We start from the raw sequence: 22,070 nt of genomic DNA on the forward strand, positions 1-22,070 counted from the left end.
TCAGTTTGTCGATCGCGGAGTACTGACATTGCGTCTGATCAGGTGCCTTGCGCTGCTCGCGCTGGGCCTCATGATGTTTGCCGCCGCGCCTGCCGCGTATGCGATCGACGCGGTCAGCGTGCGCAGCGATGCGCCGGCGATCGATTTGACGGCGGTTCTCGACCATCAGCGAAGTGAAGCCGACCGCATCCAGGTCTCCACCGCACCCGGAACCGACGGCATCGTGCGCCGCATCGAGGTTCGCGCCCGCGAAGGCGGCCAGAACTGGGTGGTGTTCGCGCTCGCCAACAACACCGACGACCAGCTCGACCGCCTGATCGTTGCGCCGCACTACCGCATCGTGTCGTCCGGCCTGCTGTGGCCCGACCTCGGCCTGTCGCGCATCGCCACCATCACGCCGTCGGTCGGCGATCGTCCGGAGCGGCAGGAGAGCCCGACCGCCGACGTGTTCCGCATCACGCTCGATCCCGGCGCCGTCGTCACCTATGTCGCGGAACTGCGCACGGACAAGCTGCCGCAGCTGTATCTGTGGGAACCCGACGCCTACAAGGACAAGGTCAACTCGTTCACGCTGTACCAGGGCATCGTGATCGGCATCTCGGGCCTGCTCGCGCTCGTGCTCACGATCTTGTTTGTGGTCAAGGGCAGTATCATGTTCCCGGCCGCCGCGGCGCTGGCCTGGGCGGTGCTGGTCTATATCGGCGTCGACTTCGGCTTCTGGGGCAAGGTGCTCGACATGTCGAACAACGCCGAGCGCGTCTGGCGCGCGGCGGGCGAGGCGATCCTCGCGGCGACGCTGCTGGTGTTCCTGTTCGCATATCTCAATCTCAGTCGCTGGCACGTCCGCTACTCGCACATCACGATCGGCTGGCTGGTCTTCCTCGGCTCGCTGGTCGCGCTGGCGCTGTTCGACCCCGCGGTCGCCTCCGGCATCGCGCGCATGTCGCTGGTGATGATCGCCTTCGCCGGCTTCGCGCTGATCGTCTATCTCTCGACCCACGGCTTCGACCGCGCGGTGCTGTTGATACCGACCTGGTTCCTGCTGGTGGTCTGGGTGGTCGCGGCCGGCATGACGGTCGCAGGCTCCGTCACCAACGACATCGTCGGCCCGGCGCTGCTGGGCGGCCTGGTGCTGATCGTGATGCTGATCGGATTCACGGTGATGCAGCATGCCTTCGCCGGCGGCGGCGCCACCACCGGCGTCGTCTCCGATGTCGAGCGCCGGGCGCTGGCGCTGACCGGCTCCGGCGATCTGATCTGGGATTGGGACGTGTCCGCCGACAAGGTGTTCACCAGCCCCGAGACCGAGGCCCTGCTCGGCCTCAAGCGCGGCACGCTGGAAGGCCCGGCGGCGAAATGGCTCGAGGTACTGCACCCGCTCGACCAGGACCGCTTCCGCGCTGCGCTCGACAGCGTGCTCGACCAGCGCCGCGGCCGCCTGGTGCAGGATTTCCGGCTGCGTACGCCCGACGGCCACTTCATGTGGTTCGCGCTGAAAGCGCGGCCGGTGGTCGGCTCCGACGGCGAGGTCTCGCGCGTGGTCGGCACCCTCACTGATGTCACCGAGTTCAAGAACTCCGAAGAGCGGATGCTGCATGACTCCGTCCATGACAACCTGACCGGCCTGCCGAACCGCCGGCTGTTCATGGACCGCCTCGGCGCGGTGGCGAATCTCGCCAAGACCATGCCGAACCTGCGGCCGACCTTGATGGTGATCGACCTCGACCGCTTCAAGCAGGTCAACGATTCCGTCGGGATCGCGGTCGGCGATTCCATTTTGCTGACGCTGGCGCGGCGGCTGACCCGCATCCTCAAGCCGCAGGACACGCTGGCCCGCATGGCCGGCGACCAGTTCGGCCTGATCCTGCTGTCGGAGCAGGACCCGGCGCGGATCACCAATTTCGCCGAGACCATCCGCAAGACCATCCGCGCCCCGATCGCGTTCAACGACCGCGAGATCTTCCTGACCGCATCGATCGGCCTTGCGCTGTCCGACCCGGCGGCGCCGCTGACCGACGAGATCATCAAGGACGCCGAGCTTGCGATGTATCATTCCAAGCGGATCGGCGGCGACCGCATCGACGTCTACAAGCCGGCGATGCGGGCGCGCAAGACCGACCGCCTGACGCTGGAGAGCGACCTGCGCCGCGCCATCGAGCGGCAGGAGATCACGATCCTGTACCAGCCGATCGTGCGGCTGGAGGATCGCGCGATCGCCGGCTTCGAGGCGCTGGCGCGCTGGGATCATCCCAAGCTCGGCCGGATGTCGCCGTCGGAGTTCATCAACGTCGCCGAGGAGACCGGCCTGATCGTCGATCTCGGCATGTTCGTGATGGACCAGACCGCGCGCCAGCTCGCGGTGTGGCAGCGCGCGATGCGCGCCCGCGAGCCGATCTTCGCCTCGGTCAACGTGTCGTCGCGGCAGCTGCTGCGCCACGATCTGATCCACGATATCCGCACCGTGCTGTCGCGCTCCTCGGTGGCGCGCGGCACGCTGAAGCTTGAGCTGACGGAATCGCTGGTCATGGAGAATCCGGAGCACGCCGCCCAGATGCTGGCGCGGATCCGCGAGCTTGGCACCGGGCTGTCACTCGACGATTTCGGCACCGGCCACTCCTCGCTGTCCTATCTGCAGCGCTTCCCGTTCGACACCATCAAGATCGACCAGTCCTTCGTCCGCACCACCAGCCGCGGCACCCGCCCGGTGATCCTGAAATCGATCATCGCGCTGGCCCACGATCTCGGGATGGAGGTGGTGGCGGAAGGCGCCGAGACGGATTCGGATGCCGTCGAGCTCTACCAGCTCGGCTGCGAATACGCCCAGGGCTTTGCCTTCGGCGAGCCGATGGACGCCGATGCGGCGACCCGGCTGCTCACCGAGGAACGGCTGGAAGCCGCGAGCTAACTCTTGTCGTCCCGGCCTCGTGCGCAATTGCGCACCGGAGCCGGGACCCATACGCCGCGGCCCATCCATGACGCGCTGGGGCCGGTTGCCTTCGTAACAACAACGCCCTGTGGTTATGGGTCCCGGCGTTCGCCGGGACGACGGTTGGGCATGCGCTTGAACCTGACGCTTTTGCCGTCGGCCTGGCGGGTGGCGATGTAGCCGGCCTCGAGGCAGGCCTCGCGCTGCGGCATCTTCTCCTGCGGGCTGCGCAACGTCTCCCACCACGACGCCCGGTGCGCGGCGCGCGGCAGCGCCGCATCGATGATCGCCTCGATCTCCTCGAAGGTCAGCACGAATTCGGGCAGATGCTGCTTCTTCAGATAATCCCGCAATGCGTCGTAGTCGTTCACAACGTCCTCGATGACAAAAGTCCGGCAACCACCCGTTAACCCATTCGGCGGCTGCTGTCGCCATTTAAGGCGACAACAAGATTTCCCGTTGCATGACGGCGCATTGGAGCGGGACATGTCATTTCGACGGGGAAACGACGCAAGGCGGCGCTGGCGGCTATCGGCAAAGCTGCTGATCGCGGCGTCGGTTGCGACCGTCCTCGGCTTCTCCGCGGTCTGCGCCGGCGTGATGTTCGACATGCGCCGCGGCGAGGAGCAACTGGCCCGCCGCACCCTGGAGAATCTGGCGTCGGGCATCGAGGCCGACATCAGCCGCAACATCGAGCTCTACGACCTGTCGCTGCGCGCGGTCGCCAGCAATCTCGAGATGCCGGAGATCCGCAATATCAGCAAGGAACTGCGCCAGCTGATCCTGTTCGATCACGCCGCGACCGCAAAACATTTCGGCGCGATCCAGGTGTTCGACACCAAGGGCAATTTGACCATCGACGCGGCGAGCCTCGATCCACGGCCGGAGAACCGCAGCGACGAGGAGTATTTCACGGTCCAGCGCGACAATCCCGATGCCGGCCTTTACATCAGCCGGCCGATGCTGCATCGCGGCGCCTACGCCATCGTGCTGAGCCGGCGCATCGTCGACGACGAGGGCCGCTTCCTCGGCGTCGTGGTCGGCTCGATCCGCTTCAGCTATTTCCACGATCTGTTCGGGCGGCTGAACCTCATGCCGGGCGACACCATCACCGTGCTGCGCAACGACCGCACCATCATCATGCGGACGCCGTTCGATCTCGACGTGATCGGCAAGAACCTCGCGGAGCAGCTGGACTGGAAGGCCGAGAACCTGAAGATGGGCGGCGCCTTCTCCGGTAAGGGCCCGGTCGACGACATACCGCGGCTCTATGTCAGGCGCAGCAGCTCCGGGCCGCTTTACGTGGTGGTCGGCAAGCCGCTCGAAGCCGTCTTCAACCTCTGGCGCACCGAGGCCATTCGCATCGGCGCGATCATGGCGTTTCTGATCCTGTTCGTGCTCAGCGCAACGCTGGTGCTCGCCCGCGAGATCGTCCGCCGGGCCGACGCCGAGGACAAGCTCGAGGAGATGGCGACCACCGACGCCCTCACCGGCCTGAAGAACCGGCGCAAGTTCGACGGCGAGATCGAGCGCGAATGGCGCCGTGCCGGCCGCTACGGCCAGCCGGTCGCGCTCTTGATGATCGATGCCGATCATTTCAAGGCCTACAACGACACCTATGGGCATCAGGCCGGCGACCAGGTGCTGGTCGGGATCGCGATCTGCATTTCGGACGCGGTGCGCCGCGCCGGCGATTGCCCGGCTCGTTTCGGCGGCGAGGAGTTCGCCGTGCTGCTGCCCAACATGACCGCGCTCGAGGCCTTCAACCTGGCCGAGACCATCCGCCGCAAGGTCCAGCAATGGTGCGCGGGCGAACTGATCACGACAGTCAGCATCGGCGTCGCCAGCATGCGGCCGACCGCGGGCCAGCAATGGTCCGATCTGATCGAGGCCGCCGACAAGGCGCTCTACGCCGCCAAGGCCAACGGCCGCGACCAGTCGGTGCTCGCAACCGTGCCGAAGATCGCGCTGGTGGCGTGAGGGGCCAAGCGGCTGCAAAATGCCGGGCTTCACGGGCAATCAGTTAGACGCGAAGCCCTCTCCGCATCGTCGTTCCGGCGAAGGCCGGGACCCATAACCACAGGCCCTCGTCGTCGAAGCGAGCTGCGGCCCCAGCGCCGCGCAACAATGAGCATTTGGGGTAATGGGTCCCGGCCTTCGCCGGGACGACACTGAGTTTGTTGCGGCGTCGAAACTCATACATCGGCATTCTGAACGCTGCCCCGCCGCTGCCGCCGCCTCAGCCCCGCCGCTTCTTCTTCGGCTTCTTGCCGAACTTCGGCTTCGCCGACACGTCCGGCCACTGCGTGGGTCCGGCGTGGCTGGACTTGCCCGGGTGCTTCTTTTTCTTTCCGAACCGCGGCTCGTCGCCGGATTTCGGCCTGAAGCCTTTTCCGTCCCGATCGGATCGGAACGAATCCCTGGATTCCTTTTTTGACGCGTATTCCTGACGCGAACCGCTCGCGCCTTCGCTCGAAAATGCTCTGGCCTCTCGATCCGGTTTGCCGCGCCGCTTTCCCGCCCCCTCGGCGCGCGGCGCGCCGTATCCGCCGTCGCCATCGTCGCGCCAGGGCTTGCGCGCCGGCTTCTCGCGCACCTCTCCCTGCGGCGCGCCCGCCAACGGCTCGATGCGGATGCTGTCTTCCTTGTCCGGACGCTTGATCTTGACCGCGAAGGAATCCGCGACCCGCGCGGCGATTTCGAACTCGGTGGTCGTGTCCATGATCTTGATCGCGCCGATGTCGCGCTTGTCGATGCCGCCACGGCGGCAAATCATCGGCAGCAGCCAGCGGGCTTCGGCGTTCTTCCGGCGTCCGATCGCGGCCCGGAACCAGACGGTCGCCTCCTCCATGCCGTGACGCGCGGAGGACTTGCCGGTCTTCGATCGCGGCCCGGCGGCACGATCATCGCGGCGCGAGGCGCGCTCGCCGCGGCGATCGTCGCGATCCCGACCGCGTCCCTCGCCGGGATCGAGGATGTCTTCGGGCGCAGGCAGCCGCGCGCGGTAGAGCCGGGCGAGCGCTGCGGCAATCGCCTCGGGCGCGCGTTCGGCGAGCAAAACCTGCGCCAGTGCCAGATCGTCTGATGTCGCCTCTTCGGAGAACACTGCATCCTGCAGCAGGCGATCATGGTCGAGCTTGCGGATCTCCTCCGCCTGCGGCGCGGAGCCCCAGACCACGTCGATGCCGGCGAGATCCAGCAGCAATTCGGCGCGCCGCCGCCGTGCCGGCGGCACCAGCAGGATGCTGACGCCCTTGCGGCCGGCGCGGCCGGTGCGGCCCGAGCGATGCTGCATGACCTCCGGGTCTTTCGGCAGATCCGCGTGAATGACGAGATCGAGGCTCGGCAGGTCGATGCCGCGCGCCGCGACGTCGGTCGCGACGCAAACCCGCGACCGCCCGTCGCGCAACGCCTGCAGCGCCTGGGTCCGCTCGTTCTGGGTCATTTCGCCCGACAGCGCGGCGACGGAGAACCCGCGCTCGAGCAGCGCCGCCTGCAAATGCCTGACGGCCTCGCGGGTGTTGCAAAACACCAGCGCGCTCGGCGCCTCGTGGAAACGCAGCACGTTGACGACGGCGTGCTCGACATCGTCGGCGGCCACCCGGATGGCGCGGTACTCGATATCGGCATGGCCGCCTTCGTCACCCGCGACCTCGATCCGGAACGCCTGCTCCTGATACTGCTTGGCAAGCGCGACGATGCCGCGCGGAAACGTCGCCGAGAACAGCAGGGTGCGGCGGGTGTCCGGCGTGGTCTCGAGGATGAATTCCATATCCTCGCGGAAACCGAGATTGAGCATTTCATCGGCCTCGTCGAGCACGACGACCTTGAGTTCCGAAATGTCGAGACGGCCGCGCCGCAAATGGTCGCACAACCGGCCGGGCGTCCCGACCACGATGTGGGCGCCCTCGGCAAGCTCGCGCTGCTCGCGGCGCGGGTCCATGCCGCCGACACAGGAGACGACGCGGCCGTCGGCGTGTTCATAGAGCCAAGCAAGCTCGCGCTGGACCTGCAAGGCGAGCTCGCGGGTCGGCGCGACGATCAGGGCCAGCGGGGCGGCGGCCGGCTCGAACCGCTCGGCGCCGTCGAGCAGGTCCTTTGCCATCGCCAGGCCGTAGGCAACGGTCTTGCCCGAGCCGGTCTGGGCCGAAACCAGGAGGTCACGGTCGACAGCGTCGGCCGCGAGCACGGCGAGCTGGACAGGGGTTGGCTGATCGTAGTTGCGCTCGGCCAAGGCGCGGGCGAGCGGCGAACTTGTGGTCGGGAACGGCACGAGATGGGAAACCTTGATTGGTCCGGGCGCAGAACGTCGAGCGGGACGACCTGGAGCTGCGTACCCGGCAGGCGGCACAGCCGCATGACGATTTGGGGTGCTTTACGCCAAGAAGCGCCAAATCGCCATGCCCCCGTCGCAGAAAAGCTGGCGCCCGGATCAGGCAGGCTGCCCGATCGGGGCCGTAGGGCCGGTCAGCGCGATGGCGGGTGACGGCTTCGCCTGATCCGCAAGACCCTCCGATCGGCGAAAGCCGCCGCTACTTGCCGCCTTGGCGCATTTGAGAGGTCAAGAGGGACGAGAACGGGACGAGCACCGTTGCGGGACTCCCTGGACGCGGCATCACTTCGCCTTGAGCGCCTTCTCGTGGCTCTCGAGCGCCGCTGTCATCAGCTTCGGCAATTGCGCGGCATAGATTTCGATGAAGGTGGCATCGCCGCAGGCCTCCGGATCGCGCGCGGCCTGCTCGGCGATGCGCGCGGCCCTGGCCTCGCATTTCGCGAACATGTGCCAGAACCAATCGGCATTCTTGCCGAGTGCCGGCTTGTTCTTCTTGATGACGGCGGCGCCGACCGCGCTCATCGCGCTGACGACGCCGGCGCCCAGCGTACTGATGGCGCGCGCGTTAAGGATGTCCTCGCGCCCTTGCGCGGTGGCGTTGGTTGCGGTCGCTCGTCCCTTGGCCGGCATGCTGTGAGCTCCTTCGATCCCTGCGGCGGATGCAGCATCGGCCGGGGAAGTTGAGGAAAGCTCAAGGGGCATGGTTGAAAACCGCTATGGATTTCATTCCGGTTTTATGCGCTTCCGAGCGATCGGGCCTGGAGGGGAGTTTTGCCCTCTTCTCCGCGCGGGAATCCGTCAGGCGTCGTTACCCTTTGGCGCCGTAGCGGCGGATCAACTGATTGGCGACATCGTCGAGATCATTGCCGACGACCTGCGGCTGCGGGCCGACGCCGAGGACATCGTTGCCGGGACGCTTGATCAGCGCGGCCTCCCAGCCGGCCGCGACCGCGCCCAGCGTGTCCCAGGTGTGGCAGGCGATCAGGCAGAACTCCGAGGGCTTTGCCCCGAGCTCCTTCTCGACATAGCCATAGGCCTGCCGCGACGGCTTGTGATGCTTGACGCCGTCGGCGGAGAAGCGCCGCTCGAACAGATCGACGATGCCGCCATGGGTCAGCTGCCGGGTCTGCACCTCGAGCAGATTGTCGGTCAGCGTGAACAGGCGGAAACCCGCCGCGCGCAGCCTGCGCAGCGCGCCGGGCACCTCGCCGTGCGGCGGCATGGTGGAGAATTTCTCGGTCAGCTCCTGCTTGTCGGCATCGTCGATCCTGATGCCGCGGGTGTCGGCCAGCATCTTCATGACCGCGGCGCCGATATCGGTGAACGGCACGTAACACCCCGCGACGGTGAGCGAGGCCGAGTACATGATGAAGTTGGCGAACCACAGCCGCATCGCGCTTTTGTCGTTGAAGATGCGCGCGAACACTGGCTCCATGGTCTCGAGGTCGAGCAGGGTTTCGTTGACGTCGAACACGATCAAGGGAAGTGCCATTTTTTTCTCCGTTTGGTTGGGTTTGGTTCTCAGCCCCTGTCCTTCATCCGGCTGCGGTGCGCGGCCTGCTTGGCGCGGTTGCCGCAGATCGCCATGCTGCACCATCGGCGCGCCCGCGCCCGCGTGTGGTCGGCGAACATCAGCGTGCAGGCCGGGCCTTCGCACGCCTTGATGTCGGAGAAGCTTTCCTCGCAGACGACCCTGGCCATCGCTTCCCCGATCGGCAGCAGCAATGTTTCGGCCGAACGCCAGCGCCGCGTCCGCTCCAGCGCGAAACCGTCATGGCCGCCATCGCCGTCCTTGTGGCGATGCGCCACGATCCGGCTGAACGCCTGATCGCTTTCCAGCAGCCGGTTCAGCGGCTCGATCTCCTTGAGCGCACGCGGCGCCAGCGGCCGGCCCATATGCTTGCGCACGAAGCCGCGGAACCACTCGCGCAAATCGCGGGCCTGACCGGCGACGTCGTCGAGCTCGCCCGGCGTCGCGCGCGCCTTGAGCTCGTCGAGCACATCGGGCGGCACCAGCTGCGCCTGCGCGAGCCAGCGCAGCAGGCCGTCGCCATCGCCGATCCAGTCGACCGGCGTATCGACCGGGGTCGCAATCGAATTGATGAAATCGATGCCCAGGCTGTCTGCGATGAACATCGCGGGCGGATGGGATTGCACGGTGACGCCCTCCTGGCGGCTTTCTGACGGCTTCCTCAGTCGCAAAATAGTAACCTGTTAAAATCCATTTGACAAGTTACGTGCACCGGATCATAACCGCAGTAACCTAACTAAATGCATTTTAGCGGTTACAGCCAAAACCGGCCTGAAACGAGGGAGCGGACAATGTCGAACAAGGATGTCAGCGTGGTGCTTGCGCATGGCGCGTGGGCCGATGGCTCGAGCTGGGCGCGCGTGATCACGGCGCTCGATGCCGAGGGCATCACGGCGGTGGCGGCGCCGCTGCCCCTCACCTCGCTCGCCGACGACGTCGCCGCGCTGAACGGCACCCTGGACCGCCTCGCGGGCCCGGTGGTGCTGGTTGGCCATGCCTATGCCGGCGCCGTGATCGCCGAGACCCGCTCGCCGCGCGTCAAGGCGCTGGTCTATGTCGCGGCGCTGGCGCCGGATGAAGGCGAGACGGTCGCCGACGTATTCTACCGCCTGCCGCCGCATCCGTTCGCGCCGAAGCTCGCGCCCGACGCCAATGGCCTGATCTGGCTCCCGGAGTCCGCTTTCGCAGCGGCCTTTGCGCAAGGCGCGCGGTCCGAGGACCTCGCGGTGCTCGCCGCGGTGCAGCGGCCGATCTCGCCGGCCTGCATCACCGTGCCGGTCGGCCGCCCGCTCTGGAAGGACGTCCCGAGCTGGTTCCTGATTGCCGAGGACGACCGGATGATCGCGCCCGAGACCCAGCGCAGCATGGCGGCGCGGATGCAGGCGACCATGCGCTCACATCCCGTCGATCACACCCCGATCGTCACCGCACCGAAGCTCGTCACCGACATCATCCGGGAAGCGGTCGAGAACGTTACAGAGCACTGACCTCTTCCCACGATTTCGGACAGGAGAGCTGCCATGCAGGAGAAACGTCTCTCGGCCGACCGGCTCGGCGCGTTTTCCGATGCGGTGATCGCCGTCATCATCACGGTGATGGTGCTCGAGTTGAAGGCGCCGGAGGGCTCGCGGTTCGCCGACCTGCTGCCGCTGTGGCCGACCGCGATCAGCTACGCCGCGAGCTATCTGTTCATCGCGGTGATCTGGGTCAATCATCACCATCTGCTGCATCTGGTGCGGCAGCCGACGCCGCGGCTGATCTGGCTGAACTTCGTGCATCTGTTCGCGGTCTCGCTGCTGCCGTTTGCCACCGCATGGGTCGCGCGATCGCACATGGCCGCCGCGCCGGTGGTGGTCTATGCGGTGATCTTCCTGCTGATCGACCTCGCCTACCTCGCCTTCGAGCGCGCGGTGCTGGCGCAGGCCGACCAGAGCCTGATCTCCGAGCGCGTGCGGACATGGACGCAGCGTCGCACCTTGCTCGCCGTGCTGGTGTTCGCGGCCGGCGCCGCCATCGCGCCGTTCATGCCGCTGCTGGGCTTTGCCACGGTGTGCTGCGCCCTGCTGCTCTATCTGCGTCCCGAAGCGATCAGCGGGCTCGCGAAGCAAATCAAATCCTAAGTCCCGGAACTCACCAACGCACGACCACAAGGAGCGACAGATGTCTCAGGTCAAATACCGCACCGTCGATGTCGACGGCTTTAACATCTTCTTTCGCGAAGCCGGTTCGCCCGGCGCGCCAAAGCTGCTGCTGCTGCACGGCTTCCCGAGCGCCGGCCACATGTTCCGCGATCTGATCCCGCAGCTCGCGGACAAATTCCACATCGTGGCGCCGGATTTGCCCGGCTTCGGCCAGACGGACATGCCGCCGCGCGACAAGTTCAACTACACTTTCGACAGCATCGCCGGCGTCATCGATCGCTTTACCGAGGTGATCGGCTTCGATCGCTTCGCGGTCTATGTGTTCGATTATGGCGCGCCGACCGGCTTCCGCCTGGCGGTCAAGCATCCGGAGCGGATCACGGCGATCATCTCCCAGAACGGCAACGCCTATGAAGAAGGCCTCAGCGACGGCTGGACCCCGATCAAGGCCTATTGGCAGGATCCCTCGCCGGCGAACCGCGACGCCCTGCGTGCGTTGCTGACGCCGGACACCACGCGCTGGCAGTACACCCACGGCACTTCGGATCCGGCGGCGGTGTCGCCGGACGGCCAGAACCTCGACAACTACTACATGGCGCGGCCCGGCGCGCACGACGTGCAGCTCGATCTGTTCGGCGACTACAAGAGCAACGTTGCGCTCTACCCCACCTTCCAGACTTACTTCCGCACCCACCAGCCGCCGTTCCTCGCGGTATGGGGCAAGAACGATCCGTTCTTCCTGCCGCCGGGCGCCGAGGCGTTCAAGCGCGACAATCCGAAGGCGGTGGTCAAATTTTTCGACACCGGCCATTTTGCGCTGGAAACGCATGCCGCCGAAATCGCGCAGGCCATCCGCGAATTCCTGAGCCGCTGACTCAAGGATGTCGGCACCCACAACTCCAGCCGCGTCATTGCGAGCGAAGCGAAGCAATCCATAGCTCCGCACAACGGAAGGATGGATTGCTTCGTCGCTGTCGCTCCTCGCAATGACGGGCTCACATCCACTCAGTCGCGCCGACCACTGCAAGGAAGTACACATGACTACATCCGTCGCCATCGTGACCGGCGCCAGCTCCGGCATCGGACGCGCCGCCGCGCTGCGGCTCGCGCGGGATTTTTCCGCCATCGTCCTCGTCGCGCGCAGCGGCGAGAGGCTGCGCGAGGCCGCTCAGGAGATCGAAAGACGCGGCAGCACGCCGCTGGCGCTCGAGCTCGATCTCGCCGCGCCTGATGCCGCTGATGAAATCGTCAAGGCCACGCTGGATCGATTCGGCCGCATCGACGGCTGGTCAATGTCGCAGGCTCAGTGCCCGGGCTCGATCTGTTCGAGATGACTGATACGCAATGGGACGCCGGCCTCGCGCTCAAGTTACACGGCGCCAGGCGGCTGACGATCCGCGCCTGGGACGCGCTGAAAGCGTCGCGAGGCGCTGTCATCTTCACCTCAGGCAATGCCGCCGTGCTGCCCCGCGCCGGCACCGCCGCGGTGGGCACGATCAACGCCGCGATCGAGGCACTTGCAAAAGCCTTCGCCGAGCGCGGCATCGACGACGGCGTGCAGGTGAACTGCGTGTCGCCGGGCGCCGTGATGACCGGACGCCGCCTCGCGATGCTGGAGAAGGCCGCGGCAACCAGGCAAGTCGATGTCGACACCGCCAAGGCCGGCTTCCTCAGGCAGGCCGGCATCAGGCGGTTCGGCACGCCGGAGGAGATCGCCGACCTCGTCGCCTATGCCGTGTCGCCGCCGGCGCGCTGGATGACCGGCACCGTGCTGCGCATGGATGGCGGCGAGATCAGGACCGTGTGAGGTCGCCGCGCTGTTGCCGATCCGCGCGCGGTCATCCCTTCGGCCCCTGCGCGGCGCGTGCCGCGAACATCGCGAGCAGCCGGCCCCAATCGCCTTCGGTATCGAAGATGCGGCGCATCTCGGCGGCGCGGGCGCCGTAACGGTCGAGCTTGCGGTGCTCGAGCTCGACGCGGGTGGCGTCCTTGCCGTCGGCGATGAAGCGCACCTCGATCTCGGTCTTCAGGTTTGGATCGTATTGCCAGTCCGCGGTGATGTCCCACGACAGCACGAGGCGCGACGGGGGCTCCCAGAGCAGCACGCTGCCCCAGTCGCAGGTACTGCCGTCGTCGCCGCGTTCGTACCAGCGGCCGCCGACGCGCGGCTCGATGATTGCATCGATCGCATTGGTCTTGCCGATCTTGTAATGCGCGAGCGGCCACCACGTGCCCATCTGCTCGGTGAAGACGCGCCAGGCCACCGCCGGCGGCGCCTCGACATTCATCACCTTGCGGACGCTGTAGGGATCGTAATTGTCGGAGGTCGCTTGCATCGTCATCGGGATCTCCTCTCTTTGGCGGCTTCGCGTTCGGCCGCGTGCTTGAAGGCGGTCAGTGTCTTGTCCCAGAATCCGTCGAGCCAGCCGCGCAGGCTCTCCAGTCCGCGGGTGTCGATGGCATAGAGCCGCCGCGTGCCTTCGATCCGCACCACGGCAAGGCCGGCGTCCTTCAGCACCCGAAGATGCTGCGACACTGCCGGACGGCTCACCTTGAGGCCGTCCGCGATCTCCTGCACCGATCGATTGCCCTCACGCAGCCGCTTGAACACCATGCGACGGGTCGGGTCTCCCAGCGCGTCGAGCGCGCGTTCGGCGCTGATCATGATCGTATCGTCCGTTGTCGGATTTAACGTAAGTAACTACACTTACGGTAAGTCAAGGCTAACGCTCTGTTCCAAATGAAACGGCGCGGCTCCGATCGAAGCCGCGCCGTTCAAGTCGTCTTGCCGCAAGTGCAGGCGCTTACGCCGCCGTCACGCGCCAGATCACGTTGCCAACGTCGTCGGCCACCAGCAGCGAGCCGTCGGGGCCGAGCGCGACGCCGACCGGGCGGCCGTACGACACCTTCTCGTCGGGCGCGAGGAAGCCCGACAGGACGTCGCGCGCCGGTCCCGCGGGACGGCCGTCCGCGAACGGCACCAACACCACCTTGTAGCCCGACAGTGTCGAGCGATTCCACGAGCCGTGCTGGCCGATCACCATGCCGTCGGGGAATCCCGGCAGCGTGCCCTGCGGCATCCAGCACAGGCCGAGCGAGGCGGTGTGGCCGCCGAGCGCGTAGTCCGGCTGGATCGCCTTGGCGACCATCGCCGGATCCTGCGGCACGCGATCGTCGACGGTCTTGCCCCAGTAGCAATAGGGCCAGCCGTAGAAGCCGCCGTCGCGCACCGAGGTCAGATAGTCCGGCGGCGTCTCGTCGCCGAGACCGTCGCGCTCATTGACGACCGTCCACAGCACATTGGTGGTCGGCTCCCATGCGATGCCCACCGGGTTGCGCAGGCCGCCGGCGAAGATGCGGCTGGTGCCACCTGCGAGATCGAGCTCATAGATCGCGGCGCGGCCTTCCTCGACCGCAAAGCCGCCTTCAGCGATGTTGCTGAGCGAGCCGACGCCGGCATAAAGCTTCTTGCCGTCGGCGCTCGGCAGCAGGCTGCGCGTCCAGTGTCCGTCGGGCTTGAAGCTGACGAGCTTGCGCCCCGGCGCGGTGATGCGATCGGCGCCCGCAATGTAGGGAAAAGCCACCACGCCGTCGGTGTTGCCGACATAGAAGGTGTCGCCGACCAGCGCCATGCCGAACGGCTGACTCAACCCCTCCATGAAGGCGCCGCGACTTTCGGCGACGCCGTCGCCGTCACGGTCGCGCAGCAGCGTGATGCGATTGGCGCTGACGCCGAGCGCCGCGGCGCGCCGCATCGTCGCCTGCATCGCGTAGTGGAAGACGCTGCGCGGCTTTCCTGCGATCTGCGTCGCCTCCGCGATCAGCACATCGCCATTGGGCAGCACATTGATCCAGCGCGGATGATCGAGCCCGGCGGCAAAGGCGTTGACCTTGAGCCCGGGCGCGGCGACTGGCTTCTGGTCGTTGTCCCAGCCCCGCGCCGTCGGCATCTTGAGCGTCGGGATCGCGCCCTGCGGTTTGGCCTGCGGGATTTCTGGCGCGCTACCCCAGGCGGGCGCGGGCTGCGTGCCCTGCATCCGCCGCCACGCCAGGGCGCCGGCCCCGATCGCCGCGACGACGCGGGCAAAAACTCCAGACGTGCTCATGAAACTTCCCCTGTAATTGCGCAGTGTTAGCGCGCCTTGTCATTCCCTTGCCGACCGGCCGCGGCCCGCAGCAGCATTCGCATAATGCCGGCCCTGATGACAGTAGTTATACGATCTTCGCAGCCGCGCACGAATCGGGGAGACTGGCTGCACGCTCCCTTGTCAGGGCGCTTTCCTCCCTGAGACCTTGCCCGCCGCAGTGGCGGGCTTCCTTTTACGAACCGCCCCGGCTTTTCGAGGCGCCGCTCGCGCATCCGCCGTTATAGCCATAGAAGCATAACGGGCCGGCGACAGATGCATCCTGCCGGGCAGAGCCCGGCAGTGCCCTCCCGGAACACAAGCCCCTTCACAAGAACCTGATCCCACGCTCGCGCAGATTTGCCTTTGCGAGATGCATGGCAGATCAGGAACGCCGCTCCATGGCGGTCGTTGGTCGGGACACCAGCAAGGAGAGTGTGAATGCAACGAAAGACCAAGATATTGTCCCTCGCCGCGGCGTCCCTGATCGCAACAACGGCAGGCGCGTTCGCACAAGGCTACTATCCTTACGGGAACCCTGGTCCGAGATATTACGGCGGCCCCCGCTATCAGGCCGTGCAGCCTGACGTGATGTACTCTCCAGCGGAGCCGGGCTGGTACGGTTCATTCAACGGCACCAACCACCCGACGCCGAGCTCGACCCAGGGCGACGTGGGTCCTGAAGGGAACAACAACGGTACGCTGACCGGCGTGTACAGGCGCTGGTAGGCCCGCGAATTTGAGGCCCGTCGCTCGGCTTGAGCGACGGGCCTTTTTGCTGTTCCACGTTCCACGTATGCAAACGTGGCAACGTGAGGTCCGATTTTTCTGCTGAGGCGTTACTTCACCATCGCGCCGTAGACGATGTCCTGCACATTCTCGCGATAATATTTGCGCAGCTCGCCCGGAGCTGCGGTTCCCACAACGACGACAAGGCGCTCCTTCGGATCGCAGAAAAACTGGGTGCCGTAAGCGCCGTTCCAGGTGAACTCGCCGGGATTGCCCGGCACCGACGACAGCCCCTCGCTGGTCCGCACCGCGACCGACAGCCCGAAGCCGAAGCCGCCGCGATGCGGTTCGACCGCGGCGACGTTGTTCTTGATCTCGGGCCCGAGATGGTTCGACGTCATGTGATGCACCGTCTTGGGGCTGAGGATGCGCTTGCCGTCGAGCTCGCCGCCATTGAGCAGCATCTGCCCGAAGCGCAGATAGTCGCCGACGGTGGCGAACGAGCAGGCGCCGCCGCAATCGAACCTGGTCGGCGTATCGAGCAGCTTGATGGCTTGCGGCTTGCCGGTGAGCGGATCGTTCGGGAACGGACGCGCCAGCCGCGCGCGCTGCGCCTCGGCCGGGTGGAACGTCGCATCCTTCATGCCGAGCGGCTTCCAGACATTGGCCGCGAGATAATCGCCAAGCCGCTGGCCGGAGACCTTCTCGACGACGGCGCCGAGCACGTCGATCGAGAAGCCGTATTCGAACTCAGTGCCGGGCTGATGCACCAGAGGCAGCTGGGTGATGCGGTCGATGAAGGCCTGGGTATCGCCCTCGACCGCCGGCGCGGTGCCGTCGGGATAGAGCCGCGCCAGCACGCTCGAACTGTCGGGCCGGCCGCCATACATCAGGCCGGAGGTGTGGCGATAGAGATCGTGGATGAAGATCGGCTGCGTCTGCGGCTCCATCTTCAGCGAGCCGTCGGCCTGCTGCACGCCGACCTTCATGTCGGCGAACGCCGGATAGAACTCGGCGACCCTGGCCTGCAGCGGCAGCTTGCCTTGCTCCATCAGCGTCAGTCCTGCAACCGCCGCCATCGGCTTGGTCATCGACGCCAGCGCGAACACCGCGTCGATCGGCATCGGCGTGCCCTTCACCGGATCGAGCTGGCCATACGCCTTGTAATGCACGAGCTTGCCGTCGCGCGCGATCGCCACCACCGCGCCGGGCACGCGCTTGGCCGCGATCTCGCGCGCGAAGAAGTCGTCGAGCCGCGCCAGCCCCTGCTCCGAGAAACCGGCCTGGTGCGCCGACGTTTCCGGAAGCGGCGCGGCGTGGGCGATGCTGAAAGCAAGGCTAGTGGCGGCGGCAGCCGCGGCAATAACGGTTTTTCTCATTGTTTCCTCACCGGGGACCGCGGGCGATTTGTTATGGCGTTCGTTGCCCGCAGCTCGCAGGATTAGATCACGCCGGCAAGGGCGACAAGACTTCGCGGCGCGCGGCCGCATCACGCGGGTGCATGCCTTGCCGGCCGAAGAACGGCTCGACCTCGAGCTCGAACGTCTTCAGCGCCGCGCCGATCGCCTGGTGCATGTCGAGATATTTGTAGGAGCCGAGCCGGCCGCCGAAAATGACATTCGGCCGCGACGCCGTCATGGCGTGATAGGAGGCGAGCATGGCGCGGTCGGCGGCGGTGTTGATCGGATAATACGGCTCGTCGCTGCGGCCCGCGAAGCGGGAATATTCGCGGTAGATCGTCGTCCGGCCTTGCGCATGCGCGCGCTCCGGATGCAGATGCCTGAACTCGTGGATCCGGGTGTACGGCACCTCCGCGTCGGCATAGTTGATGACTGCGGCGCCCTGGTAGTCGGCGACGTCGTGCACCTCGCGCGCGAAGTCGACGGTGCGCCAGCCGAGATGGCCGCAGGCATAGCCGAAGAAGCGGTCGATCGGACCGGTATAGACCACGAGCTGCCACGGATTGATGTGGTCGGCGACGTCGAAATAGTCGACGCCGAGCCGGACGTCGATCGCGGGATGATCGAGCATTCGGCGGAAGATCGCGGTGTAGCCGTCGAGCGGCATGCCCTCATAGCGATCGGCGAAGTAGCGATCGTCGAAGGTGAAGCGGACCGGCAGGCGGCCGATGATGTCGGCCGAAAGCTCACGCGGATCGGTCTGCCACTGCTTCTGCGTATAGCCGCGGATCAGGAGATCGTAGAGCGTGCGGCCGACCGAGGCGATTGCCTTGTCCTCGAGATTGCCGATCCCCGCGGCGCCATGCGCGGCTGCCTCCGCCGCGATCACGGCCCGGGCCTCGTCCGGCGTCATGGCGCGCCCGAACGCCGCGCACACGGTCGCAAGGTTGATCGGCATCGAATAGACGCGGCCCTTCGCCACCGTGAAGACGCGGTGACGGTAGCCGGTGAACTCGGTGAAGCGGTGCAGATAGCGCCAGACGGTCTCGGAATTGGTGTGGAAGATATGCGTGCCGTAGCGATGCACCTCGACGCCGCTGTCGGGGTCGAGCTCCGAATAGGCGTTGCCGCCGATATGCGGACGGCGGTCGAGCACGCAGACGGAGCGGCCGAGCCTGCTCGCCACCTGCTCGGCGATCACAGCGCCGAAGAAGCCCGCCCCCACCACGACGACGTCGAAGCCATCAAGCTGCATGCGCTCTCGCCCTCATGTCGGATCGCGACGGCGCCCGACGCAGCTTCAACGTGCCGGCACGACCGTTTCCGGCGAAATAAATCCGCCCATCAGGATAATTCCGAGCCCGGAACGGCCGGCTCGGCCGTTCAACTGACAGCATGCAAGGCGACGGAAATGCCCGCGCGAGCAGCAACACCGTCAAGCGCGGAGGTCCCATGTCCGTGATCTGCGTCCTGTATTCCAGCAACACCACCTATGATTCGCTGCGCGGCATCCTGGCGATGGCTGCCGCCGAGCTCGACCGGCTCGGGCACGAGGTCAGGATGCTCGATCTGCTGGCGCCGGATTTCTCGGCCCGGCTCAACGCCCTGCTGCCGCGGCGCGCCGAGACCATGGCGCTCGGCTTCTCCGGCATCGGGCTCGATATCCACACCAAGGACGGCAGGCTGTTCTGGGACGTCGCCGAGATTCCCGTCTTCACCTGGTTCTGCGATCACCCCTGCTACTTCGCCAGGCGTCACGGGCTCGAGAGCCGCTACACCGCGCATGGCTACGTGTTTCCGGACCACGCCGCATTCAACCGCGATCATCTGGGGGCCAACGACGCCGTGTTCGCAACCCATATGGGCATTCCCGATCCCGGCTTCTTCGGCGGCCTGCCGCCCGAGCAGCGCAACGGCCGGCTGATCTTCGCCAAGTCCGGCTGGAATCCGGTGGCGCTCGAGCGCGGCTGGCGCAAGACGATGCCGCCAAAGCTGTTCGCGCTGCTGTTCGACGCGATCGCCGAGGCGCGCGGCAAGACCTGCGGCGCATTTCCGAAGATCATCGTCGACGTCGCCGAGCAGCACCTGGTTTATCTGAAGCCCGGCGGCGACCTGTTCAACGTGATCCTGACCCGGCTCGACAACTACACACGAGGCGTGCGCACCCGCGAGGTGGGTGCGGTGCTCGCCGACTATCCGGTCGACTTCATCGGCGGCGGCTGGAGCGATCTCGACGTCAGCGGGCGTCCGGCCCGCGTGCTCGGCGCGATGACCTTCGATGCGATGCGCGAAGGCCTCGGCAGCTACCTTGCCGCGGTCTCGCTCAATCCCAATATCGACCTGTCGGTGCATGACCGGGTGTTCTTCGCGCTCGGCGCCGGCACCGTGCCGGTGTTCGACGCCAACCGCTTCTCGGCCGCGGAGATGCCGCATCTCGCCCGCTTCAGCTTCGGCCAGGACGCGATGAGCATCGCCGCCGCCGTCGAGGCCGTGCTTGCCGATCCCTCGGCAGCGCAGGCGGCGGCCGCGACCACCTTGCGCGAGCTTTATCCGCGCTTCTCGATGCAGCGGTCGGTGCAGGACATCCACGAGATCACGATGTCGATCGCGGGCGCCGCCGGCGCCAGTTTGTTGCCGGCCGAGCCGGTGCCAGCCGGCGTCTGGACGCCGAAGCAGGCGGCCTGATCGCGCGCCATTTCCGTGGCTGGCTCGCGCCGGCTGCGCTACCATGCACCCGTCACCTCCGATCGGGGCCAGCATGAATCGCCGCGCGTTTGTCTCGGGACTGGCCGTTGCCGCGGCGCTGGCGGGCTTCGCCGCGCCGGCTGCGGCCGACGGCAGGCGGGTGGCGCTGGTGATCGGCAACGGCGCCTACAAGAGCGTGCCGGCGCTGTCCAATCCCCCGACCGACGCCAGTGATATCGCCGCCGCGCTGCAGCGCCTCGGCTTTGCCGTGACGCTGATCACCAATGCCGGCTTCGACGAGATGCGGCGCGGCCTGATCGCCTTCGGACGCAATGCCGCCGGCGCCGACATGGCGGCAGTGTACTTCGCCGGCCACGGCATGGAGATCAACGGCGACAACTGGCTTATCCCGGTCGATGCCGAGCTGAAGCGCGATACCGACGCCGCCAATGAAGCGATCAGCCTGCAAAGCGTGATGCTGCAGGTCTCCAACACCACAAGCCTCGGCCTCGTCATCCTCGATGCCTGTCGCAACAATCCGTTCGCGGCGAAGATGAGCCGCTCGCTCGCCACCCGCGCCGCCGCCGGCAGCGGGCTCGGCCGCATCGAGCCGGTCGGCAATGTGCTGGTCGCCTATGCCGCACGCGACGGCACCATTGCGCTCGACGGCGACGGCCGCAACAGCCCGTTCGCCGCGGCGCTGCTCCACAACATCGAGACGCCGGGCGTCGAGGTCACCTTCATGTTCCGCAACGTCCGGGACGATGTGATGGAGGCGACGCGCAACGCGCAGCAGCCGTTTGTGTACGGCTCGCTGTCACGCAAGGCGATCTATCTCGTGGCCTCTCCGCCCGCCGACGCCGCCGCCACGAAACAGGCGAACGCTGCGCCGGCAGCCGCCGCATTGTCAGCGCCATCGGCGACAGCAGCCGGCGCGATCGATCCCGCGCTGGTCGGCACCTGGGAGATCATGGTGCCGGGTGGTCGCGGCCAGTCGCGCTGGATCTGGCGGATCATGGCCGACGGCACCTACCAATTCCACGCCGAGCCCTCCCGCGCCGCGCGCCCGCACGAAGGCACCGTCAGCTTTGCCAACGGCCGCTGGACACTGCATGCGCTGAGAGGACTGAGGAACTACAGCGACGGCGGCTCCTACGAGGTCCGCGACACCATTGCCGTGATCACCGGCAAGCTCGGCACCGGCTATTGGAAGCGCAGTGTGGAGTGAGTGGGCGCGGCGCGACGGTGCAGCCGCAAGCCTCACTCCTTTCATAAATCCAGTTCACCCGTAGCCGGATAGACCACCGTGCCGTCGCCCTGGACGACGGCGCCTTCGGTAAGACGGGCGGGCTCGAGGCGCCCCTCCCCCATGATGTGGACGACCGTCTCGCCGGACGCGATGAGGTAGTCGGCGACGATGCGGCGGTGGCAGCGCCACCACACGGCTTCCGAGCACATCATCGCACAGCGTTGCCGGCGCCCCTCGTCGCGCAGATGCTGGAGCGCCGCATGAAACTGCGGCGACAGCGCATAGTCGGCGTAGTTGTGAAAACTCTCGTTGCTCCAGAACCCGTTGACGGACGGCGCCACGCTTCGCGCCTTGCCGCGGAGCCCGCCGAGATCGGCCAGATGCTCATACGAGATGCCCGCGGCCTTAAGCGGCTTGGGCAGCGTATCCTTGTTGAACTGCGGATTGGTTCGCGACCGCGGCACCGTTCGGATGTCAACGATACGCTCGATCGTGGCCGCGCCGAGGAGAGCGATGAAATCCTCGAGGCTGCGGGTGGAATGACCGATCGTGAAGAACGGAAGCGCCACGTCTTTGCTAGGCATGATGCAGCGCGCTACCCTTGTGGGCCGCGACATGATCGGTCTTGTCGCTCTTGATCTCGTACTGCGGATCGGCCTCCGAGGCGCGGTGGGTGTGCCCCTTGTAGTCGAAATCGCTGGTGTGAACCGCGATGATGGTGCCCGAGACGCGGCCGGCCTCGGAATTCCAGCTGACGTGATCGCCGACCTTGAATTTCCTGGCCATCGTTGCAGGCTCCTTCAGACGCGAAATTGATCGTACGATACGCCGCCAATCGACGGCACGGGACTAAAAAAGCCCGCCGGAGCAAACGAGCTCACAGCCGGCCAAGTTCCTGCCTCGCATTGGGGGTTCACCCGCAAATTGATGGTCTGGTTGCGGCATCCCGGAA

General features: G+C 66.5%; 20 protein-coding genes and 1 pseudogene. 9 read left to right on the top strand and 12 right to left on the bottom strand.

Features of this window, described 5'->3' with window-relative positions:
• Nucleotides 1–28 precede the first annotated feature (28 nt).
• Nucleotides 29–2,905: an EAL domain-containing protein gene (locus ACVIHF_RS30890; RefSeq protein ID WP_076827342.1), complete on the top strand. Its 2,877-nt coding sequence runs from the start codon at nucleotides 29–31 to the stop codon at nucleotides 2,903–2,905.
• A gap of 113 nt (nucleotides 2,906–3,018) precedes the next feature.
• On the opposite strand, the gene ACVIHF_RS30895 is transcribed toward ACVIHF_RS30890, so the two are convergent.
• A complete protein-coding gene (locus tag ACVIHF_RS30895; protein ID WP_057017704.1) occupies nucleotides 3,019–3,297 on the bottom strand; it encodes a DUF7662 domain-containing protein in 279 nt (92 codons plus the stop codon).
• Nucleotides 3,298–3,412: 115 nt separating this feature from the next.
• Between ACVIHF_RS30895 and ACVIHF_RS30900 the strand changes: the two genes are divergently transcribed.
• Nucleotides 3,413–4,906 (top strand): sensor domain-containing diguanylate cyclase, encoded by a 1,494-nt coding sequence (locus ACVIHF_RS30900; protein ID WP_456793022.1) that lies wholly within the window; start codon nucleotides 3,413–3,415, stop codon nucleotides 4,904–4,906.
• Between the two features lie 259 nt (nucleotides 4,907–5,165).
• On the opposite strand, the gene ACVIHF_RS30905 is transcribed toward ACVIHF_RS30900, so the two are convergent.
• The 4 genes from ACVIHF_RS30905 to ACVIHF_RS30920 form a co-directional block, all read right to left on the bottom strand.
• The gene (locus tag ACVIHF_RS30905; protein ID WP_456793023.1) at nucleotides 5,166–7,199 is read right to left on the bottom strand and encodes a DEAD/DEAH box helicase; all 2,034 of its coding nucleotides are present in this window, start codon (nucleotides 7,197–7,199) and stop codon (nucleotides 5,166–5,168) included.
• A 342-nt stretch (nucleotides 7,200–7,541) separates the two neighbouring features.
• On the bottom strand, nucleotides 7,542–7,889 hold the full coding sequence (locus ACVIHF_RS30910; RefSeq protein ID WP_456778789.1) for a hypothetical protein: 348 nt from the start codon (nucleotides 7,887–7,889) through the stop codon (nucleotides 7,542–7,544).
• A 178-nt stretch (nucleotides 7,890–8,067) separates the two neighbouring features.
• Entirely contained in the window at nucleotides 8,068–8,751 is a 684-nt protein-coding gene (locus tag ACVIHF_RS30915) for a haloacid dehalogenase type II (protein WP_456778788.1), read from the bottom strand.
• A gap of 29 nt (nucleotides 8,752–8,780) precedes the next feature.
• A complete protein-coding gene (locus ACVIHF_RS30920; protein ID WP_456781817.1) occupies nucleotides 8,781–9,395 on the bottom strand; it encodes a CGNR zinc finger domain-containing protein in 615 nt (204 codons plus the stop codon).
• A 186-nt stretch (nucleotides 9,396–9,581) separates the two neighbouring features.
• Between ACVIHF_RS30920 and ACVIHF_RS30925 the strand changes: the two genes are divergently transcribed.
• From ACVIHF_RS30925 to ACVIHF_RS30940, 4 genes and pseudogenes are all read left to right on the top strand, one after another.
• The gene (locus ACVIHF_RS30925) at nucleotides 9,582–10,277 is read left to right on the top strand and encodes an alpha/beta fold hydrolase (protein WP_456793024.1); all 696 of its coding nucleotides are present in this window, start codon (nucleotides 9,582–9,584) and stop codon (nucleotides 10,275–10,277) included.
• 33 nt (nucleotides 10,278–10,310) lie between these two features.
• Nucleotides 10,311–10,910 carry a TMEM175 family protein gene (locus ACVIHF_RS30930; RefSeq protein WP_456793025.1) on the top strand — a complete coding sequence of 200 codons (600 nt, stop codon included), beginning with the start codon at nucleotides 10,311–10,313 and terminating at the stop codon, nucleotides 10,908–10,910.
• A gap of 40 nt (nucleotides 10,911–10,950) precedes the next feature.
• A complete protein-coding gene (locus tag ACVIHF_RS30935) occupies nucleotides 10,951–11,805 on the top strand; it encodes an alpha/beta fold hydrolase (protein WP_456793026.1) in 855 nt (284 codons plus the stop codon).
• Between the two features lie 163 nt (nucleotides 11,806–11,968).
• Nucleotides 11,969–12,738: pseudogene (locus ACVIHF_RS30940) on the top strand (SDR family oxidoreductase).
• 31 nt (nucleotides 12,739–12,769) lie between these two features.
• Here the strand turns inward: ACVIHF_RS30940 and ACVIHF_RS30945 are convergent.
• The 3 genes from ACVIHF_RS30945 to ACVIHF_RS30955 form a co-directional block, all read right to left on the bottom strand.
• Nucleotides 12,770–13,273, bottom strand: coding sequence for an SRPBCC family protein (locus ACVIHF_RS30945; protein ID WP_456793027.1), 504 nt, complete (start codon nucleotides 13,271–13,273; stop codon nucleotides 12,770–12,772).
• Nucleotides 13,270–13,596 carry an ArsR/SmtB family transcription factor gene (locus ACVIHF_RS30950; RefSeq protein WP_456793028.1) on the bottom strand — a complete coding sequence of 109 codons (327 nt, stop codon included), beginning with the start codon at nucleotides 13,594–13,596 and terminating at the stop codon, nucleotides 13,270–13,272. Before ACVIHF_RS30950 ends, ACVIHF_RS30945 begins: the two co-directional genes overlap by 4 nt.
• 139 nt (nucleotides 13,597–13,735) lie before the next feature.
• Nucleotides 13,736–15,037 (bottom strand): PQQ-dependent sugar dehydrogenase, encoded by a 1,302-nt coding sequence (locus tag ACVIHF_RS30955; RefSeq protein WP_456793029.1) that lies wholly within the window; start codon nucleotides 15,035–15,037, stop codon nucleotides 13,736–13,738.
• Nucleotides 15,038–15,496: 459 nt separating this feature from the next.
• Between ACVIHF_RS30955 and ACVIHF_RS30960 the strand changes: the two genes are divergently transcribed.
• Nucleotides 15,497–15,784, top strand: coding sequence for a hypothetical protein (locus ACVIHF_RS30960; RefSeq protein ID WP_075969423.1), 288 nt, complete (start codon nucleotides 15,497–15,499; stop codon nucleotides 15,782–15,784).
• A 110-nt stretch (nucleotides 15,785–15,894) separates the two neighbouring features.
• Here ACVIHF_RS30960 and ACVIHF_RS30965 read toward each other — a convergent pair whose 3' ends face one another.
• Nucleotides 15,895–17,163 carry a serine hydrolase domain-containing protein gene (locus ACVIHF_RS30965; protein ID WP_456793030.1) on the bottom strand — a complete coding sequence of 423 codons (1,269 nt, stop codon included), beginning with the start codon at nucleotides 17,161–17,163 and terminating at the stop codon, nucleotides 15,895–15,897.
• Nucleotides 17,164–17,230: 67 nt separating this feature from the next.
• The gene (gene glf / locus ACVIHF_RS30970) at nucleotides 17,231–18,439 is read right to left on the bottom strand and encodes a UDP-galactopyranose mutase (protein ID WP_456793031.1); all 1,209 of its coding nucleotides are present in this window, start codon (nucleotides 18,437–18,439) and stop codon (nucleotides 17,231–17,233) included.
• 197 nt (nucleotides 18,440–18,636) lie between these two features.
• On the opposite strand from glf, the gene ACVIHF_RS30975 reads away from it, so the two are divergent.
• A complete protein-coding gene (locus ACVIHF_RS30975) occupies nucleotides 18,637–19,869 on the top strand; it encodes a hypothetical protein (RefSeq protein ID WP_456793032.1) in 1,233 nt (410 codons plus the stop codon).
• A 73-nt stretch (nucleotides 19,870–19,942) separates the two neighbouring features.
• The gene (locus ACVIHF_RS30980) at nucleotides 19,943–21,097 is read left to right on the top strand and encodes a caspase family protein (RefSeq protein WP_456793033.1); all 1,155 of its coding nucleotides are present in this window, start codon (nucleotides 19,943–19,945) and stop codon (nucleotides 21,095–21,097) included.
• Between the two features lie 41 nt (nucleotides 21,098–21,138).
• Here ACVIHF_RS30980 and ACVIHF_RS30985 read toward each other — a convergent pair whose 3' ends face one another.
• Both ACVIHF_RS30985 and ACVIHF_RS30990 read right to left on the bottom strand, forming a co-directional pair.
• On the bottom strand, nucleotides 21,139–21,702 hold the full coding sequence (locus tag ACVIHF_RS30985) for a DUF488 domain-containing protein (RefSeq protein WP_168857746.1): 564 nt from the start codon (nucleotides 21,700–21,702) through the stop codon (nucleotides 21,139–21,141).
• Nucleotides 21,695–21,904, bottom strand: coding sequence for a hypervirulence associated TUDOR domain-containing protein (locus tag ACVIHF_RS30990; protein ID WP_028338922.1), 210 nt, complete (start codon nucleotides 21,902–21,904; stop codon nucleotides 21,695–21,697). The genes ACVIHF_RS30985 and ACVIHF_RS30990 overlap by 8 nt, the downstream gene beginning before the upstream one ends.
• Nucleotides 21,905–22,070 lie beyond the last annotated feature (166 nt).

It is taken from the genome of Bradyrhizobium sp. USDA 4506 (genome assembly GCF_054058795.1).

What these genes read in the sequence shown, in the direction of transcription:
- ACVIHF_RS30900 (WP_456793022.1), top strand. Translation starts at nt 3,413, where the DNA reads ATGTCATTTCGACGGGGAAACGACGCAAGGCGGCGCTGGCGGCTATCG.
- ACVIHF_RS30910 (WP_456778789.1), bottom strand. Translation starts at nt 7,889, where the DNA reads ATGCCGGCCAAGGGACGAGCGACCGCAACCAACGCCACCGCGCAAGGG.
- ACVIHF_RS30915 (WP_456778788.1), bottom strand. Translation starts at nt 8,751, where the DNA reads ATGGCACTTCCCTTGATCGTGTTCGACGTCAACGAAACCCTGCTCGAC.
- ACVIHF_RS30920 (WP_456781817.1), bottom strand. Translation starts at nt 9,395, where the DNA reads ATGTTCATCGCAGACAGCCTGGGCATCGATTTCATCAATTCGATTGCG.
- ACVIHF_RS30925 (WP_456793024.1), top strand. Translation starts at nt 9,582, where the DNA reads ATGTCGAACAAGGATGTCAGCGTGGTGCTTGCGCATGGCGCGTGGGCC.
- ACVIHF_RS30930 (WP_456793025.1), top strand. Translation starts at nt 10,311, where the DNA reads ATGCAGGAGAAACGTCTCTCGGCCGACCGGCTCGGCGCGTTTTCCGAT.
- ACVIHF_RS30935 (WP_456793026.1), top strand. Translation starts at nt 10,951, where the DNA reads ATGTCTCAGGTCAAATACCGCACCGTCGATGTCGACGGCTTTAACATC.
- ACVIHF_RS30945 (WP_456793027.1), bottom strand. Translation starts at nt 13,273, where the DNA reads ATGACGATGCAAGCGACCTCCGACAATTACGATCCCTACAGCGTCCGC.
- ACVIHF_RS30950 (WP_456793028.1), bottom strand. Translation starts at nt 13,596, where the DNA reads ATGATCAGCGCCGAACGCGCGCTCGACGCGCTGGGAGACCCGACCCGT.
- ACVIHF_RS30955 (WP_456793029.1), bottom strand. Translation starts at nt 15,037, where the DNA reads ATGAGCACGTCTGGAGTTTTTGCCCGCGTCGTCGCGGCGATCGGGGCC.
- ACVIHF_RS30960 (WP_075969423.1), top strand. Translation starts at nt 15,497, where the DNA reads ATGCAACGAAAGACCAAGATATTGTCCCTCGCCGCGGCGTCCCTGATC.
- ACVIHF_RS30965 (WP_456793030.1), bottom strand. Translation starts at nt 17,163, where the DNA reads ATGAGAAAAACCGTTATTGCCGCGGCTGCCGCCGCCACTAGCCTTGCT.
- glf (WP_456793031.1), bottom strand. Translation starts at nt 18,439, where the DNA reads ATGCAGCTTGATGGCTTCGACGTCGTCGTGGTGGGGGCGGGCTTCTTC.
- ACVIHF_RS30975 (WP_456793032.1), top strand. Translation starts at nt 18,637, where the DNA reads ATGTCCGTGATCTGCGTCCTGTATTCCAGCAACACCACCTATGATTCG.
- ACVIHF_RS30980 (WP_456793033.1), top strand. Translation starts at nt 19,943, where the DNA reads ATGAATCGCCGCGCGTTTGTCTCGGGACTGGCCGTTGCCGCGGCGCTG.
- ACVIHF_RS30985 (WP_168857746.1), bottom strand. Translation starts at nt 21,702, where the DNA reads ATGCCTAGCAAAGACGTGGCGCTTCCGTTCTTCACGATCGGTCATTCC.
- ACVIHF_RS30990 (WP_028338922.1), bottom strand. Translation starts at nt 21,904, where the DNA reads ATGGCCAGGAAATTCAAGGTCGGCGATCACGTCAGCTGGAATTCCGAG.